At 31.9% G+C, this 17,351-nt stretch carries 20 protein-coding genes; 9 read left to right on the top strand and 11 right to left on the bottom strand.

Annotation, left to right across the window (positions count from 1 at the left end; translation table 11 throughout):
- Nucleotides 1-80: 80 nt before the first annotated feature.
- The 5 genes from BUA98_RS06080 (at nt 81) to BUA98_RS06100 (ending at nt 5,695) form a co-directional block, all read left to right on the top strand.
- Nucleotides 81-614 carry a DUF6155 family protein gene (locus BUA98_RS06080; protein ID WP_072970744.1) on the top strand — a complete coding sequence of 178 codons (534 nt, stop codon included), beginning with the start codon at nt 81-83 and terminating at the stop codon, nt 612-614.
- Nucleotides 615-722: 108 nt separating this feature from the next.
- Nucleotides 723-2,261 (top strand): DEAD/DEAH box helicase, encoded by a 1,539-nt coding sequence (locus BUA98_RS06085; RefSeq protein ID WP_072970745.1) that lies wholly within the window; start codon nt 723-725, stop codon nt 2,259-2,261.
- 107 nt (nt 2,262-2,368) lie between these two features.
- On the top strand, nt 2,369-3,703 hold the full coding sequence (locus BUA98_RS06090; RefSeq protein WP_072970746.1) for a DEAD/DEAH box helicase: 1,335 nt from the start codon (nt 2,369-2,371) through the stop codon (nt 3,701-3,703).
- 75 nt (nt 3,704-3,778) lie between these two features.
- Complete coding sequence (locus tag BUA98_RS06095; protein WP_072970747.1) at nt 3,779-4,303, top strand: GNAT family N-acetyltransferase; 525 nt, start codon at nt 3,779-3,781, stop codon at nt 4,301-4,303.
- Nucleotides 4,304-4,426: 123 nt separating this feature from the next.
- Nucleotides 4,427-5,695 carry an NAD(P)/FAD-dependent oxidoreductase gene (locus BUA98_RS06100; RefSeq protein ID WP_072970748.1) on the top strand — a complete coding sequence of 423 codons (1,269 nt, stop codon included), beginning with the start codon at nt 4,427-4,429 and terminating at the stop codon, nt 5,693-5,695.
- A gap of 111 nt (nt 5,696-5,806) precedes the next feature.
- Here the strand turns inward: BUA98_RS06100 and BUA98_RS06105 are convergent, their stop codons facing one another.
- Nucleotides 5,807-7,036 (bottom strand): multidrug effflux MFS transporter, encoded by a 1,230-nt coding sequence (locus BUA98_RS06105; protein ID WP_072970749.1) that lies wholly within the window; start codon nt 7,034-7,036, stop codon nt 5,807-5,809.
- A gap of 141 nt (nt 7,037-7,177) precedes the next feature.
- On the opposite strand from BUA98_RS06105, the gene BUA98_RS06110 reads away from it, so the two are divergent.
- Nucleotides 7,178-7,594, top strand: a complete 417-nt coding sequence (locus BUA98_RS06110) for a hypothetical protein (RefSeq protein ID WP_072970750.1) — start codon at nt 7,178-7,180, stop codon at nt 7,592-7,594.
- Between the two features lie 94 nt (nt 7,595-7,688).
- On the top strand, nt 7,689-8,066 hold the full coding sequence (locus BUA98_RS06115) for a hypothetical protein (protein ID WP_072970751.1): 378 nt from the start codon (nt 7,689-7,691) through the stop codon (nt 8,064-8,066).
- A 729-nt stretch (nt 8,067-8,795) separates the two neighbouring features.
- Here BUA98_RS06115 and BUA98_RS06125 read toward each other — a convergent pair.
- The 10 genes from BUA98_RS06125 to BUA98_RS06165 all read right to left on the bottom strand — a co-directional run bounded on the left by BUA98_RS06125 (nt 8,796) and on the right by BUA98_RS06165 (nt 14,284).
- Complete coding sequence (locus BUA98_RS06125) at nt 8,796-9,290, bottom strand: hypothetical protein (RefSeq protein ID WP_072970753.1); 495 nt, start codon at nt 9,288-9,290, stop codon at nt 8,796-8,798.
- 16 nt (nt 9,291-9,306) lie between these two features.
- A complete protein-coding gene (locus tag BUA98_RS06130) occupies nt 9,307-9,849 on the bottom strand; it encodes a hypothetical protein (protein ID WP_139256993.1) in 543 nt (180 codons plus the stop codon).
- Nucleotides 9,850-9,995: 146 nt separating this feature from the next.
- Nucleotides 9,996-10,553: a hypothetical protein gene (locus BUA98_RS06135; protein ID WP_072970755.1), complete on the bottom strand. Its 558-nt coding sequence runs from the start codon at nt 10,551-10,553 to the stop codon at nt 9,996-9,998.
- A complete protein-coding gene (locus tag BUA98_RS06140; protein WP_072970756.1) occupies nt 10,525-10,704 on the bottom strand; it encodes a hypothetical protein in 180 nt (59 codons plus the stop codon). Before BUA98_RS06140 ends, BUA98_RS06135 begins: the two co-directional genes overlap by 29 nt.
- A gap of 124 nt (nt 10,705-10,828) precedes the next feature.
- Nucleotides 10,829-11,047: a hypothetical protein gene (locus BUA98_RS06145; protein ID WP_072970757.1), complete on the bottom strand. Its 219-nt coding sequence runs from the start codon at nt 11,045-11,047 to the stop codon at nt 10,829-10,831.
- Nucleotides 11,048-11,172: 125 nt separating this feature from the next.
- The gene (locus BUA98_RS06150) at nt 11,173-11,676 is read right to left on the bottom strand and encodes a hypothetical protein (protein WP_072970758.1); all 504 of its coding nucleotides are present in this window, start codon (nt 11,674-11,676) and stop codon (nt 11,173-11,175) included.
- A gap of 3 nt (nt 11,677-11,679) precedes the next feature.
- On the bottom strand, nt 11,680-12,402 hold the full coding sequence (locus tag BUA98_RS06155) for a hypothetical protein (RefSeq protein ID WP_072970759.1): 723 nt from the start codon (nt 12,400-12,402) through the stop codon (nt 11,680-11,682).
- A 120-nt stretch (nt 12,403-12,522) separates the two neighbouring features.
- Entirely contained in the window at nt 12,523-12,687 is a 165-nt protein-coding gene (locus tag BUA98_RS22330; protein WP_159433453.1) for a hypothetical protein, read from the bottom strand.
- 128 nt (nt 12,688-12,815) lie between these two features.
- A complete protein-coding gene (locus BUA98_RS06160) occupies nt 12,816-13,157 on the bottom strand; it encodes a hypothetical protein (protein WP_072970760.1) in 342 nt (113 codons plus the stop codon).
- Nucleotides 13,145-14,284 (bottom strand): protein rep, encoded by a 1,140-nt coding sequence (locus BUA98_RS06165; protein WP_072970761.1) that lies wholly within the window; start codon nt 14,282-14,284, stop codon nt 13,145-13,147. The genes BUA98_RS06160 and BUA98_RS06165 overlap by 13 nt, the downstream gene beginning before the upstream one ends.
- 503 nt (nt 14,285-14,787) lie before the next feature.
- Here BUA98_RS06165 and BUA98_RS06170 point away from each other — a divergent pair.
- Together BUA98_RS06170 and BUA98_RS06175 are read left to right on the top strand one after the other, a co-directional pair.
- The gene (locus BUA98_RS06170; protein WP_072970762.1) at nt 14,788-16,704 is read left to right on the top strand and encodes a DUF294 nucleotidyltransferase-like domain-containing protein; all 1,917 of its coding nucleotides are present in this window, start codon (nt 14,788-14,790) and stop codon (nt 16,702-16,704) included.
- A 3-nt stretch (nt 16,705-16,707) separates the two neighbouring features.
- The gene (locus BUA98_RS06175; protein ID WP_072970763.1) at nt 16,708-17,304 is read left to right on the top strand and encodes a 3'-5' exonuclease; all 597 of its coding nucleotides are present in this window, start codon (nt 16,708-16,710) and stop codon (nt 17,302-17,304) included.
- Nucleotides 17,305-17,351 lie beyond the last annotated feature (47 nt).

Raw genomic sequence — 17,351 nt, forward strand, 5'->3', positions numbered from 1 at the left:
AAGCAAAATTAAGTATTATGGTTGGTTTTTGTGGCATGAAAACAGAAACTAATTTATTTTTGTATTCTTAAACTTTGATAATGAGTAAGCGCGATTTAAAAAAATATTTAACCGAATTAAACAAGGAACAACTGGAAGAACAAATTATTGAATTATATGAGAAATTTGTTCCGGTAAAAACCTTTTATGATTTTGTTTTCAACCCAAAAGAAGACAAACTTTTACAGGAAAGTAAAACAAAAATTTCTCATGAATATTTTCCAATCAAAAAACCAAATGCCAAATGGCGCCCAAAAGCAAAAATGCGTCGTTCTGTTGCTCAGAAAATGATCAAACATTTTATTGTTTTAGGAGTTGATCCTTTTATTGTTGCCGATTTGATGTTGTATAATATTGAAATTGCGCAAACGTTTTCTTTAGGAAATTTTGTAAAGCAGGAATTGTTTTACAAAAGTATGTTTAATTCTTTCGAACAGGCTGTTAATTTTATAATCTCTAATGGAATTCTATCTGAATTTAAAACAAGGATTTTAGAAATTCAACAGCAAACTATTCAACAAAAATGGAAAAACAAGTATGATTTTGAGGCAATTTTGGACAAAATCGACTTATAAAAAGACTTCTCATAAAAAATCTTATTTAAAAAAATCATTTATTTTACGTTAAAATAAGATGAATAACTGTTTTTTAGGTGTATTTTTGCAAAAATCCAAAAATAAACAATGTCTCAAAACACTTTAGAAATAGAAAGAGAAGAGAAAAAAGAACTTTATGCATACCAAAAAGGCGATATTGATGCCATTTTTGAACGTTTAGATAATGCTCCAGCTCAACATCATTTATTGTATCAATTACCTACAGGTGGTGGAAAAACAGTAATTTTTTCCGAAATCGTTCGTCGTTATTTAGCTAATAACGATAAAAAAGTGGTTGTTCTAACACACCGTATCGAACTTTGTAAGCAAACTTCAAAAATGCTTAAAGGTTTTGGCGTTAGCAACAAAATAATCAATAGTAAAGTAAAAGAATTACCTGATCAAAACGATTATTCTTGTTTTGTGGCGATGGTTGAGACTTTAAAAAACCGTATCAATGACGAGAAATTACATCTTGATAACATTGGTTTGGTGATTATTGACGAGGCACATTACAACTCATTTAGAAAATTATTAAACTCATTCAAAAATGCTTTTATTCTTGGAGTAACAGCAACACCTTTGAGTTCGAATATAAAATTACCAATGCATCAGAGTTATGATGAGCTTATTGTGGGTGACACCATCAGTTCATTGATCGACAAAGGTTTCCTTGCTCGTGCTACAACTTACAGCTATGACGTCGGTTTGACTTCATTAAAAGTAGGTATCAACGGAGATTATACTGTAAAATCATCTGATGATTTGTATACCAATACAATCATGCAGGAGAAACTTTTGCATGCTTATACAGAGCGTTCTTTAGGTAAAAAAACTTTGATTTTCAATAACGGTATCCATACTTCTTTATATGTGTATGAAACGTTTAGAGAAGCTGGTTACGATATCAGACACCTTGATAACACAAGTAGTTCTGAAGAACGTAAAGATATTTTGGCCTGGTTCAAAAAAACTCCGGATGCCATTTTAACATCTGTTGGAATTTTGACTACCGGTTTTGATGAGCCAACTGTTGAGACTATTATCTTAAACAGAGCAACAAAATCATTAACTTTATACTATCAGATGATTGGTCGTGGATCTCGTAAATTACCGGGTAAAGACGAGTTTACGGTTATCGATTTAGGTAACAATGCCGCACGTTTTGGTTTATGGAGTGAGCCGGTAAACTGGCAGCATATCTTTAAATCACCTGAGTTTTATTTAGAAAATCTACGTGATGATACTGAAATTGAATTGTATTTCAAATACAGTATGCCGCCAGAATTAAGAGCTAAATTCAGTAAAACTGCTGATGTTACTTTTGATGTTGATGAAGAACATAAACTAATCATCAAACAAAATTTACGTTCTAAAGTAGTACTAGACAAATCGTTAGAACAACATGCTTCAATGTGTGTGGATAATACGGAGACTTTGCAGGAAGCAAAATCATTAGGAAAAGAACTTGATGACGATATCGAATGCCGTATTAAACGTTATGCAAAATGTTTAAGTCAATGTAGTAAAAACTACCGTGAATGGCTGGTTGAAGACTATAAAAAGAATATGACCTTATTGATCGGTAAAAAATACCGTGAAAAAATCATGAACGAACCGGATTGATCTGGAAGAGGTTAAAAAAGTTTCAGGTTTCAAGTTTCAAGTTTGTTGGAATCTGCATTTAACTTGAAACCTGAAACTTGAAACAAAAAATAAACAAAAAATAAAACATGTCTAAACAATTCTCAGCATTAGGAGTTTCAGCACCAATTTTAAAAGCGTTAAGCGAATTGAACATTGTTGAACCAACAGAAATTCAACAAAAAACAATTCCGTTACTTTTAGCTGAAAGTCATGATGTTGTAGGTTTGGCCAAAACAGGAACCGGAAAAACAGCTGCGTTTGGATTGCCGTTATTGCAGTTAATTAATACTGAAGTTCCTACTGTTCAGGCTGTAATTTTGGTACCAACCAGAGAACTTGGACAACAAATCTTTAGAAATTTAGAAGATTTTGGAAAACATATTCCGAATATCTCTATAGCTTCAACTTGTGGTGGAATCCCAATAAAACCACAAATTGAACGTCTAACACAGCCAACACAAATTGTTGTAGCTACACCGGGGCGTTTAATCGACCTAATTCAACGTAAAGCAATTGATTTAAAACAAACTGAATATTTAGTTCTGGATGAAGCCGATGAAATGGTTTCGATCCTAAAAGAAAGTTTGGACGAAATTGTTGCTGAACTTCCTAAAAAACACCGCACTTTATTGTTTTCTGCAACTTTGCCGGGAACAATCAAGCAACTGATTCAGAATTACTTAAATAAAAATGTAGTTCAGGTTAGTGCCAACATGGAAACTGTTGGGAATCAGGGAATCGATCACGAATATATTGTAGTTGACCCTATTGAGAAATTAGATGTTTTAATGCATTTTCTGAATTCAAAAGAAGGAGAACGCGGAATCATCTTCTGTAAAACCAAAGCTGCAGTAAATAAATTGGCCAAAAATCTGGCAATAAACCGTTTTTCTTCAGGAGCATTGCACGGAAGTTTATCTCAAGGAATTCGTGACAGAATTATGGAGCAATTCCGTGAAGGTCATATCAATATTTTAGTAGCTACTGATTTGGCAGCTAGAGGGATCGACGTAAAAGAAATTTCTTATGTTGTCAATTACCATTTGCCCGATACTTATGAAACTTACGTTCACAGAAGCGGAAGAACAGCAAGGGCAGGAGCAAAAGGACTTTCATTAACTGTTTTACAAGAGGAAGAAGTAATTGAAATTCCGGAATTTGAAAAAGAATTAGGAATTAAATTTACTAAATTCCAAAAACCATCTGTTATCAGTTTAGAAGAAAACAATACGCTTTTATGGGCAAAACAAATCTTCAAAACAAAGCCTAATCACGACATTTCAGCTGATTTAAAAACAAAAGTAAAAACTGTTTTTCATCATCTTACTAAAGATGAATTAATAGAGAAACTAATGGCTAATTATGTTTTGCAAAACAAAGTTGAAGTAGCCGAAAAACCTGTTAAAAAATTCAAAAAGTAACAATTACGTTTACTGTTTTTCCTTATTTATATTATAATTTTATGGAGTAATAACACTCTGTAAAAAGCAAATACAATGGCAGATATTGAAGTAAAAAGAATAACAATAAATGAGCTTGCTCAATTGCAAGAAATTGGCAGACAAACTTTTCAAGAAACTTTTTCGGACTCAAATTCTGAGAAAAATATGAAAAGTTATTTGGAAAACGGATTTTCATCTGAAAAACTAACTTCAGAACTTAATAATAAAGATTCAGAGTTTTATTTTGCAACTCTTGAAGATACCGTAATTGGTTATCTAAAAGTAAACTTCGGAGATTCTCAAACCGAATTAAAAGACAGTAAAGCCCTTGAAATTGAACGAATCTATGTTTCAAAAGAATTTCATGGTAAAAAAGTAGGACAATTACTTTACGACAAAGCAATAGAGGTTGCCAGACAAAAAAACACTGAATATGTGTGGTTGGGTGTTTGGGAAGAAAATTTGCGAGCACTAAGTTTTTATAGAAAGAATGGTTTTGTTGAATTTGACAAACACATTTTTAAATTAGGAAATGACGAGCAAACAGACATCATGATGAAACTTAAATTGGCAAATTAATTCTACGAGAATTTGAAAGAAAACTCAAAATAGGGTTTTATATGTAGAATTATAATGTTAAATTTATAGAACTGCTAAAACAGCATAGTTTTATTCATGAATCCTACTTAATAGACAACATATATGAAGATAGTCATTATAGGAGGTGGTTTTGCCGGAATCAATCTTGCAAAAGAACTTGTAAACCATCCTCAAATACAAGTAACACTTGTAGACAAAAACAATTATAACTTTTTCCCACCACTAATATATCAGGTTGCTACCGCTTTTCTTGAACCATCAAGTATAAGTTATCCTTTCAGAAAATTTTTTGCAGGCAAAAAAAATCTGCAATTCCGTTTGGGAGAATTACTTTCTGTTGTTCCTGAAGAGAACAAAATAATTCTCAGTAATGGAGAATTAACCTATGATCATCTGGTTTTTGCCACTGGAGCCGAAACAAGTTATTTTGGGATGGAAAACGTGATGAAAAACGCTATTCCGATGAAAACCTTAAATGATGCCATCGAAATGCGTAATGCATTACTTAAAAATCTCGAGAAAGCAGCTATCTGTAAGGATATCAGAAAACGTCGTAAATTATTAACGATTGTCGTTGCCGGAGGAGGACCGACAGGAGTAGAGGTTTCTGGAATGTTTGCAGAAATGCGTAAGAACATTTTATTAAAAGAGTATCCGGAATTAGAAACTTCTGCGAGTAATGTTTATTTGGTCGATGGGGGAGACGCACTACTCTCTCCTATGAGTAAAGCGTCTCAAAAAGATACTTTAGAAGCGCTTACAAAATTAGGCGTTGTAGTTAAATTACATACTCGTGTTACTGATTACATAGACGATACTGTATTTTTTGAAAACGGAGAAACCATCAAAACCAAAAATTTAATTTGGGCCGCAGGAGTTTCCGCTAAACTTTTTGACGGAATTCCGAAAGAAAGTTATGGTCGTGGAAGGCGTATGGCAACTGATCAATATAATAAAGTAAACGGTTTTCAGAATATTTATGCTATTGGTGATACTGCTATTTTGGCCGGAGATACCAAATTTCCTGATGGACACCCACAAGTTGCTCAGGTTGCTATTCAACAAGGATTAAATTTAGCAAAAAACTTTAAAGCACTGGTTCAAAATAAACCTTTAAAACCATTCGCATACAAAGACAAAGGCTCAATGGCAATTATAGGAAAAAATCAAGCTGTTGTAGACCTTCCTAGTCCAAAATGGCATTTTAAAGGCTTTATCGCATGGGTAATCTGGTTATTTATCCATTTAATTTCTTTGATTACGTATAGAAACAGACTAAATACTTTTTGGAATTGGATGGTTGCGTATTTCGCAAGAGATCAATCTCTTAGAATGATTATCAGACCTGATAAAAAGCAACAACTCGAATAACAAAATTCCAATTAGAAAATTCCAAATTCCAAGCTAAATTAAAAGCTAAAATCTATTTGATTTTGGCTTTTAATATTTTACCACTTTGGTAAGAATTGGATTTTATTATTTCTAATGCCCAACAACAATATCATCTTCATTAGAAACTTCAATTTTTTCTATAATAAACCTTTTTCCAATATTCAGAACAACAAGCGCAATCAAAGTCGTTACCGTCATAATAAGAACCATTGGAGCCACGGAATCTTTAACAAAAACGCCGACAGCAAAAGAAGCTAACGCTCCCAAACCTAATTGAATTGCACCCATTAAAGCTGAAGCACTTCCGGCATTTTTAGCAAAAGGAGCCATTGTAAGTCCAGCAGTATTTGGATTTGAGATTCCCAAACAACCTAAAAATAGAAATAGCATTGCAATAGTTTCGTACAGTCCCAAAAGATTATTCACTGAAAGCAGTAAAAAAATAATACTGATTACGGATTGCGAGATCAAAGCTGCCAAAATCATTTGTTCACTAGAAAATTTCTTTAATAAAAGAGAATTCAACTGGCTTGAACCAATAAAACTCACAGACATAAAGGCAAAAATCCATCCGTATGTCTTAGCATCAACATGATAAATATCCATAAAAACTATAGGAGAGGCCGCTACATAAGTAAACAGTCCAGAAAAAGCAATCGAACCCGTAAACGCATAGGTGTAAAACTGAGGCTCTTTTAGCACTTTCATAAAATTAGAAATAATTGGTTTCGGCTTTAATGAAATTGAGGTATCTGGCTTATAAGAATTTGTCAAACCAACTTGTGAGGCAATCAAAATAGCAATTCCCATACACATTAATATAAAGAACACAATATGCCAGCCAAAGTCTTCTGTTACATAACCACCAATTGTTGGCGCCAACATTGGCGAAAGTCCAAGAACCAGCATAAGTAAAGAAAATACTTTCGGAATATCTTTTACAGGAAACAAATCACGAACCATTGCCACTGAAGCTACAGTTGCAGCACAGCTTCCAATAGCCTGGATAAAACGTAAAAAGATAAAAGTATCAATATTATTAACATATATGCAGCCTAAAGAAGCTAGAATATAGACCATTAAACCAATAAACAAGGGCTTTTTTCTTCCAAAACGATCCAATAAAGGCCCGTAAAGTAATTGTCCCGCGGAAATTCCAATAAAATAACTTGACAAACTCATTGAAACTTTAGCTACAGTAGTGTTTAAATCCTTAGCTATGCCTGAGAAACCAGGTAAATACATATCGATAGAAAAAGGTCCAAGAGCAGTTAAAGAACCTAAAATAAGTATAAGTTGAATGTATTTTTTTGTTGTCATTTTCCTAAAAAATTGCTTTTTAATTTAAAATATCAATTAATATTTACTATCTTGTTAAATATAATAACCTTTTTACACAAAAAGTGGTTATTATGTAAGTTTTCGAAAATGTTTTGAAACTTTAACTATAAAATTTAAATTATGAAAAAATTCACTTTACTATTAGCGCTTATTTTTACAACAATTTCATTTGCGCAAACAATCACTTCAAAACAAGAAGATGCAAATGTAGAACAATACGCATTGCTTACAAAAGTAAATCAGTATTATCCGGACATTACTTTAAACAAAACAATTACTAATTTTTATGCTGATGGAAAAATAATTGATTCTCAACAGCAATTTGATCTGAAAGGGACAAAATTTTCAAGTTATAAAATTGGTATCGAGCCAGGTAATAAAAAATTATTATTCGAATACATTTCTGATGAAACTGGAAAAGTTTTTGGTGATGTTCAGCTTTTCAAAGGAAATGTACTGAGAACAACATTTTCAGATAAAAACAATGAAATTGAAGTTTCGTTAAACGGTAAATCAGTTTATTTGAAGAAACTTTAATTAGTTTTAAATCATAAAGAAAAAGCATCCGTCAACGGATGCTTTTTTAATTTATATTTGGTCCATTACAATAAAACATCAAAATGTTCGCAAAATGAAGAAAATTATTCTTTTATTTTTATTTATTTCCTTTTCAACTTATGCTCAAACTAGCAGATTTACAGGAACATGGAGCACTGAAAATTGTACAAATTGTAGCAAAGAATATATTTTGACATTGAATATCGCACAATCAAATGGTAAAATATTTGGGACGGCTGAAATTACAAGCAGTAATGAAAAATTTGTTACCGGTGTCATGGAAGTTACGGGACATGTTTCTACACATGGCGAAAAAGCTCAAATTAACATTAAAGGAAAGGATGGTTCTACAAATGCTGTTTTATTTGTGAGTGAAGGACTATTACAATTTAATAAACGTGGTGGTGCAGATTTGGTTCCGAAAGAAACATTTTTAGCGAAGATAAATTAGTAGAACTTGAAGAAAGCCATAATAATGGTTAATAGATACTAGTTTAATGTTTTTAAGCATATCACTTTTGAACTATAATTTATAGTATGGAGTGTAGAACTCGATTTTTTTTGTATATTTGTCATAGATTTTTATCAATGAGAGCCGAGCTGTTCCACCAGCGTTTGAGGCTCTTTTTTTATTTTATATAATGAACTAAATATTTTTTTGTATATTAGTACTGTTTCATGGAAAGGGCTAACTGTACTATTTTTTTAGTCGTTAGCTCTTTTTTAGTTTACCAACCTTGCTTTATTCGTCCTCTAATTGTAAAATTTGGTTTTGAGTCGATGAAATCGCCATTTTTATAATAGCACAAGACCGCCCGAGAGCGTCTAACATATACCAAAATATAATCCCATTGAATAGCCTGTTTTGCAAGCCATTGTGTAAAAATATATGGTGAGTGTACAAATTCTTGAAAAAGTCTTTTCTCGCTATTCAGATAAACAGTAACTGAATAGTCGTTTTTATTTTTAAACTCTGACATCTTAATTAAGGGTAAGAGATAAAAAAAAAATAGCAGAATAAAAAAAAGACAGTACCGACAAAGCAGTACTATCTTTTGTATAGTGTGTTAATTGTATCATGTAGATTGATTTTTATCTCTGAGAGAGGTATTCCACTACCTATAATCTCCCGTTGAAGTTTTGCCAAATATACATATATTTTTTAATTTAAGTGTTAAAATTATTCAGGTCTAGTGTATTCAATTACATTAGAATAGATATTTAATACTTTATCATGAAGCCTAAACCATGTTTTTGCTCTATAATTATCATTTATAGCAGTATTTATTAAATCAGCTTCATAGACTGTAAATGTTACATTATCAACACTTTCCTCAACATCTACAATAGTAGGATAATTCCAATTTATTGAAGCAAAAGTAACGGAATCAAGTATTAAAGGCGTTCCATCTATAGGGCACAAACGAATTAAATAAGAGTTTTGCTTCCTGTAATCACCATCTTTAATCAATGCGACATCGTTAAACTCAGACATCATTAAAAGCCTTTCAAAATCAGTAAAATCAATACATTTATGAGGCTCTTTAATAAAATTGATATCTTTTCTTAAGTTACAAAAAACTAAATCCTCAGGAATAAGAACGGGTACATCTAAAGAATCGGTTTTAATTGCTCCTAGCTGTAAATTTCTATTTAAATAATATAATGTGTACATAAAGTTTTTTATTTGATTAGAGCCAAGAATAACCCTGAGATTTATAAAATTTCGATAGTTTTTGTAAGTCGGTAGGACTTAAATATTTAATCAAATCATTCTTTAAATTCTTTGATTTAGTGGCGGTTTTATAATACATTTCCTCTAATATTGGAAAAGTTCCGGTAAACTTTTTAAGTTCCTTAATTGCGCCTTGTTCGTCCTCAGTCCACGCCCTGACATTGTATAAATCAATTTTACCACCTAGTAAAACATGATTATCATCTACATTAGTCCCAAAAGCATAAGCGATTTTTTTTGCTGAAGCTTCAATTTCATCAATTCTTTTAGATGATACATTTGGATAAGCTTTTTTAATTTCTTTTACTTTCTCCTTTGTAATCACAGGATCAGCCTTTGCATTTTGATTTGCGTTTTCTGTCTGTTTTGCTTCAAGATTAGTATCTTTTACGATGTTAATCGCTCCTTTAATGTATTTATACACATAAGGAAAAACAAGAAAAAGAACTATTAAAAAAATCCCATACTTTTTTAAGAATGGGATTATTTTAGTATCCAAGAAGCTAGGTTTTTTTCTAGCGTTTCTCATTGTTTTGTTTGATTTTAGTGTAAATAAAATATGTTGCCAAAAGTCCTGCAACGATCAGGATTGCTTTTGTGTTTTCCTGCCAAAATAATTTTAATTTTTCCATTTTGTTTTATGAGTTAAATTGTTATGGTTACGTATGAATAAAAAAAAAGACTGATTGTGATTAAAACAGGGATAATGTACTGTTTTGCTAGTGCTAATTTATCAATGGTTACTTTTAGTGTAGATGTTGAAACATCGCCCAGCATTGTAATAGCTTTTATAATATCAGAATCAGTCAATTCTGTGTGTGCTTTGCCTAATTCTACTTTAAGAATCGCACGTACCAATTTGAGAAGAAAGGCGGAATTAATTTCCGTAAGCCTTTGAGTAGGAGCAACGCCCAATGTTCTAGCAACAGAATTAATATAAGCATTTGTATCATTCTCATTTGGTGGCGCATATTCTGTAATTAAAAGTTTGACAGTGTTTTTACCTTTGTTAATGTCATTGATTAAGTCTTTTAACATCGCTCTTAATCCGAAATAGACATTTTCAAATTGTTCAAATTGTTTATCAGGATTTTTTGCATGTGGGATTTTACCTTGCCACGCTATATTTGTCCTAATTAAATTGCCAGGATTATTATTTTCTAATCCTCTTACTTTATGATTGTTCAGAAACGATTTCGCCATCTTTTTTATCGATTTTAGGGGTTTCGTTTTCCTGATTCAATTTTGAAAATTCGTCATGTGCATATTGGATTACCTTCACAGCAACCGCAATCATAGCACCATATTTTACAACAACTTTTAAAATATTAGTAATAGTCGAAATACCTTTCATTATAATTCATTTTTTTGTCGTTCAATCTCTTTGCGCTCTCTGCGCTCTTTGATTTTTTCAATAACTACCTCTGCAATTTCATGAATTATCAGAGGTAATAATTTTAGTAGTCCTCTAAAAAACATTACATTGAACCTGCTGTAGGTCGTTTTTTAACTAACGTTACTTTTACCCAATACTCAACACCTTCTTTTGATGCTGGAGAAGGCTCAATTTTATACAATTTACCGCCTAATTCAATGTAGCCTTGTGAAAATCCGCTACCTTTTTTGTCTTTACAACCGATTAATTGATAAGGATTTCCAAATCTATCAGTACTAATTCTAGCTCCTTGCTGTGCCATTTTCTTTAATTTTTTAAAATATTTGTTTTACAATTGCGATTAAATCGCCTAATTTTTTTAAGAGAAGTATTACCGTATCTATCAGGAAAATCAATCCGTAAATTCGATAATACTTCATTTTAAATTTATCTTCTTCGTTGTAGGGCACGTCTTCTAGGGTTTTTGTCGTCGTTGTGCTTCTTAATCAAATAAATTGCACCCACGATACTTAAACCAATTAAAATATGCTTCCAATGTTTCAGAAACCACGCTTTAATAGTAGAATCTGCAACCTCTGCGCCTACAGTACCAAGACCGTCTTTTATACCCGAGGAAGTTCCTGCATATGCACCCTCAGTAATACCTTTAGCAAACATCTGAGAACCTGCATTAGCAATCGCCCCAACTTGCTGACCTGCATACTGTAAAGTTTGAAGTCTTAACTGCTCAGCATCATAGGCCGCCTGTGCATTATTTTGCGCTTGCGCCTGTTTTTTTGCTTCGTGGGAAGCTTGCAAACCTTCCGAAATGTTCTGAACAGTACCACCAACGAAAGGAATTGCACCCATTATAGGAGTAGCAACTTTTACAAGGTTTTTGAACGAAACATTTTTCTTTATGGCTTTACCAATATTTTTAAAAAATCCCATATTTTACAAGTGGTTTCTAAGAATCAGGTTAATAACAGTACCCTGAGATTTTCTTATGTTAATATTTCTGACCGCCAATAATGGCAATTGAATTTTATTTGCAAAAGAACTTGCTACAGTACCATCTGTTTTTACATAGGCAACAGGGTCAATTGACTTGCTCATAGATTCCAATTCATACAAATCATACTTAACTACCTGACCATTTGCAAATGTGTAATTTACCTCTTCGATATCGTCGTCTTTATCCAAAACAAGAATATCGTAACCTTCCACATTAAAATCTTTATTTGTGTCGTCAGAACCCATACTTTTGTGTTCAAAAGAATAAATTTCTGTACTTGTCTGAGGCTCCTCAATTCCATTAATCGCATAAGTTTCGCCAGCAACTAAACCTTTCATTTCTACTTTAATAACATCTTTTTCGAACAAGTGAATTGAACCCTCGTTACAAATTTCACAGACAGCAACTAAATCATAATTTCTAACCGCATCACTTGTGATAGCATCAGAACCGTAAGTAGTAGCCAAAACAAAATCTTTTAAAGACATAGTCCCTTTTGTAATTTCGAAATTCGAACCGTTTGCACGTTCAACCTCGACACGGATTGTCTCAGTGGTTAACTCAGAATAAGCCCTTGATGTGGCTAAAATCAAAGTTGAAATACTTTTGGTTAACAAAATCATTCCTGTTTCAGTTACACCTGTACCTTTATAAATTTTCATATTCTATTTGATTAGGTCGGTTTCTATCCGACAATTATTAATTTTTACATTACAAATTTGAATATAAAAAAACCCTACAATTTTGACTTGCAGGGTTTTGAAAGATTTTGATGGTTTTTGCTAGTTTTTGGCACTAATTTTGAAATATTGGTTTATATGATCTAAACAAACTATCTTTATTTGATATTCTTGTTTAACATCTTTTAAATATCTCTCAGCAGTGGAAATACTAACACCCATTGATACAGCCAATTGTTTGGCACTAATTACTTTTAATTTTTCCATAGGTTAGAAGGTTTTGGGTTTTTGATAGGAGGGGAGTGCAATCCCCTCTTTTTTAAAAATTTACAATTACTGTTATAACAATTACAACAACTACAAATACGACAGCGTTAATTTTTTGATTTTTCATATTAAAAAAAAGTTAGTTGGTTAAATTCAATATTCAGTTTGTTTGCTCGTTTATTCCTTGTGTGTAAATCTCTGTTCTTTTCGGCTGGCGATAACTTTGATAAATCCTCATAATACGTATGTGGTTTAGAAGTCCAACACGCTACATTTTTTTCGTTTATGTCTACATTTTGAGAGAACCTTACGCAAAAACCGTTGTTTATATTTGAACTTGGTTCTTTGTGATAATTAAGTTCACAGTTCCCACAAGAACCGCATAATAGACTTGGTAATTCAGGCTTTTTTCCAATTGGTTTACAGCCTGTAAATACATCTTGAAAACTTGGTTTATTTAAACTTTCCATGTGCTTAAAATTTTTGGTTTATAAAAATCAGGAGGTAATTCACAGTAACCGAACGTTAAAATCGGTACATCGTCTTTATCAATTTCAACATCTAAACCGTTGAAATCTCTGAAATACTTTAAAAGATTATAAACACCTTCTAAATTGTTTTCTTTATATTTTATCAGTACTAACGGTTGCAAATCATTTTTACAAATGAGTTTCCAGATCGGGAGCGAAACTTTAAGTAAAACCTCTTCAATAGTTACATTATTTACTATTTCTTCGTCAGTTTTGTCAAACTCTTCCATAAATTCAGCGTATTCCTTACGTAGCGAGTTAGAAATATTTACAAAGTGTTTTCCTTGAGTTTGTTCTACATAACAGCTATATACACCGTAAAGCCTGTGTTTTTCCATGTAGTCAGCATAATCACCCGAAGCAATTTTAGCCAATGCAGTAAAAGGGGTTAAGCCTTTAGTACTTTTAATTTGTCCTTTAGTCATTTCTGATGTGATATCGTATTTAGCCAAGTAATTGGACACGTCAGAGTTTAATATTTGTTGATTTTGACCACCTAATGTACCGTCGTTATCTTTGTATTTAAACCATCGAGAAATGAAATCCTTTTGAAATTTTTCTATTTTTTTTCCATCTGAGTGATTGTAAAAAAACAGAATGTGCAAATGTGGATGCCATCCATTTTCAAAACTGTAAGTAATTTCTAGAGTTTTTACCTGACCCATGAAACCTAAATCAATTTTACTTCGTGAGAAAAATCTTTGATTTTGAAAACTTCTATAATTATTTGAAATTTTTTCAAGTGATTTTTTTAGTGTATCAAACTTTGAGTGCCTAACTGTGAGTGTTAGAAATCCAATCGAAAGGTTTTTCGATTGGTGAGCACCGATTAAACCGCTCAAAAGTTCCTTTTTGTTTTCTGATATTTTGAGCGCACACACAGGACAACGCCAATAACCGCCACAATTAGCAACGCCATTAAAAAACAATCCGCCTTTATCATTCTTGCAGAGCCTTACAGGCTGATTGCTATTAGCGTTTACAGAATAGCCACAAAATTGAATTCTCGGCTTTCTTTTTTCTTTGGTTTCTTTCAATGTGTAATTCTGTTTTGCAATATTTCTCATTCTGTGAAGTAACGTTTTATACACACTCGAGATATCCTCAGGATGATTAATGTGGCGTACCAAATCCGTATTATTATCAAGGCGCTGCGCTTGTGGGTAACGCTCAGAGTTAAGATACTGATTATCAAATATTTGTGCTAGTTCTTTTGAACTATAATTTATATTATGTAAAATAGAATATTTTAAAACTTACTTCTATTTACCGTATTATCCTTATTTTAAATCATTTTCACCACCGTCCAGCTTAATCAGAAATCGATAAATAAAAAAATCAAATGCATTAATTTTTCATGAGTTTTAATAATACCTTGTTTTTAAAATATTTACATCAAAACGAAAGTTAAATAATAAAGAATTTAACCAATAAAAAATCATTTTAAAGCTTCAAAAACCATAAATTTTAACATTTCTTTAAAATAATTAGATTCTGCTAAAGATGCTTTCATTGTAAGACTTTATTTTATTATTTTTACATTCGATACTTTAAAAAAATTATCAAACGTATGAATACAATTGCTGAGCATATTGCAGATTTTTTAAAAGAATACCCGCCATTTGATAATTTGACTTTTCAGGAATTATCTGATATTGCAACCAATATCCGAGTGATTAATTTAGAAAAGCATTCCGTATTGTTTCAAAACAATGACGTACTTCATGATAGTTTTTATGTTGTGGCATCTGGTGTCATAAATTTAACTACAATTGCAGATGCTGAAGAAACAATTATCAATAAGTGTCATGAAGGAGATATTTTTGGACTAAGACCTTTTTTTGCCAAAAATAACTACATGATGACTGCGAAAGCACGTGAAGAAAGTATTATATATGCTATTCCAATCGCTGTTTTCAGACCATTTGTGGCCAATAATTCTGATGTTTTAAACTTTTTACTAGAAAGTTTTGCTGTAAATTCAAGACACACAAAAGACAGTGTAAATTCAAATGGAAAGTTAATTTCTGACACTTCATTTTATGTTGATCAGCAATCAGAAATGCAGTATATTCAATCTCTTACCTATAACAATTCGCCTTTAACAACTGAATCAAATCACGTTGTAAAAGATGTGGCTATTTTAATGACGGAAGCAATGGTTGATAATATCATTGTTTGCGAAAAAAACAAACCGATTGGTATTGTTACTGCAGCAGATTTATCATCAAAAATTGCAACAGGCCGATATCCTATTACCGAAACGATTGATAAAATCATGTCTTCTCCTGTAGTTACCGTAATTGAAAACGTTTCACTTGCTGAAGCTCAATTATTAATGCTTAAACACAATGTAACCCATTTGTGCGTTACAAAAGATGGCACCAATAAATCTGCAGTTAAAGGAATTATCTCTGAACACGATTTAATTGTGGCTCAAGCTAGTAACCCTGGCGTTTTAATCAAAGAAATTAAACGCTCTCAACTGCCTAAAGACTTAAAACAAATACGTGATCGTTTGTCTGATTTGATTCAGAATTCGATTCAAAAAAATATTCCAATTTCACATATCAGTAATATTGCCAGTGAAATTAATCTGGCTATTATTAAACGCGCTGTTGAATTATCAATTTTAGACTTAGGCTCACCTCCTGCCCGATTTGCATGGTTAAGTATTGGTAGTCAAGGTCGTAAAGAACAACTTTTACTGACTGATCAGGATAGTATTTTAATTTTTGAAGACGTCACTCCTGATAAATACAGAGAGACAAAAGATTATTTTTTAAGACTGGCAAAAAGAGCTACAGCTATATTAGAAAAAGTTGGTTATGAGTATTGTCCAAATGGACACATGGGAAGCAATATGCTATGGTGTAAGTCATTGACAGACTGGACAAAACAATACAACAGCTGGATGAATACTCCAGGTGAAAACAGCAATGATTTGAGTAGTATTTTCTTTGATTACGAAATTGTTTTTGGAGAGCCAAAAATTGAAGAAGTAATTGAAAATGTTATTTTCAAAAATGCTGTAAATAACACTTTATTCTTTGACTTTTTAGGAAACGATGCATTAAAGAGAAATTCTCCTTTAAGCTTTTTCAAAAAATTCATAGTTGAAGAAGAAGGTCCGAATAAAACTAAATTTGATATTAAAACCCGTGCATTAATGCCTTTGATTGATGGAGCGCGTTTATTAATTTTGAATGCAAACATTAAAGGGATAAAAAATACCTATTTAAGATTTAAACAGTTAGCGATAACTGACTCTAAAAATGCAGAGATATATTTAAGTTGTGCTGAAGCTTTTTTAACTTTATCTAAATTTAGAACTGTTGAAGGATTGAAAAACGATGATTCAGGACAATACATCAATCTTAGAGAAATGTCTAAAACAGATAAGGAAAAATTGAAAAATGCTTTGACACCAATGAAAGATCTTGAGGAATTAATTAAGAGTAAATTTCAACTTACCCAATTCTCATAATATATGCTAGACTGGCTGAAAAATATTAATAAAGAGTATCCGGATTTCTGGAAAGACTATTTAACAAAATTTGAGACAAAACCCAACCGATTTGTAGTTTTGTCAACTGAAACTTCAGGATTAAATCCCAATAAAGATGTGATTTTATCCTTGGGAGCATTTTCAGTTGTTGATGACAGTATAGTAATCAAAGATAATTTTGAATCTGTTTTGCTTCAATATAAATTCTTGCATGACAATGGGCTTTCAAATGAATTTATCATTGAAAGTAAAATGATAAAAATGCCAGAGCCTGATGCAATGGAAGCTTTTATTAACTTTCTGGGAAATGCAATTTTAGTTGGTCATCACATTAATTTTGATATCGAAATGCTAAATTCGGCTTTAGAACGTCTGGATTGTGGCAGAATAAAAAATGAAGCATTAGATGTTGATGTTATGTACCGAAAACTTATGGATGTAAATGACAAACAGTTTTCGCTGGATGATTTATGCGAAATTTATAAAATTCCAAAAAGTGATAGAAATTCTTCTTCTGAAGATGCGTACAGAATTGCCCTTTTGTTTTTGAAACTTAAATCGAGATTGGGAATCAAATAAAATTAAATCATAAAAAATGCCCCTTAAAACTAAGAGGCATTTTTATT

Origin of the sequence: Flavobacterium saccharophilum, assembly GCF_900142735.1 — a bacterium.
Classification (GTDB): domain Bacteria; phylum Bacteroidota; class Bacteroidia; order Flavobacteriales; family Flavobacteriaceae; genus Flavobacterium; species Flavobacterium saccharophilum.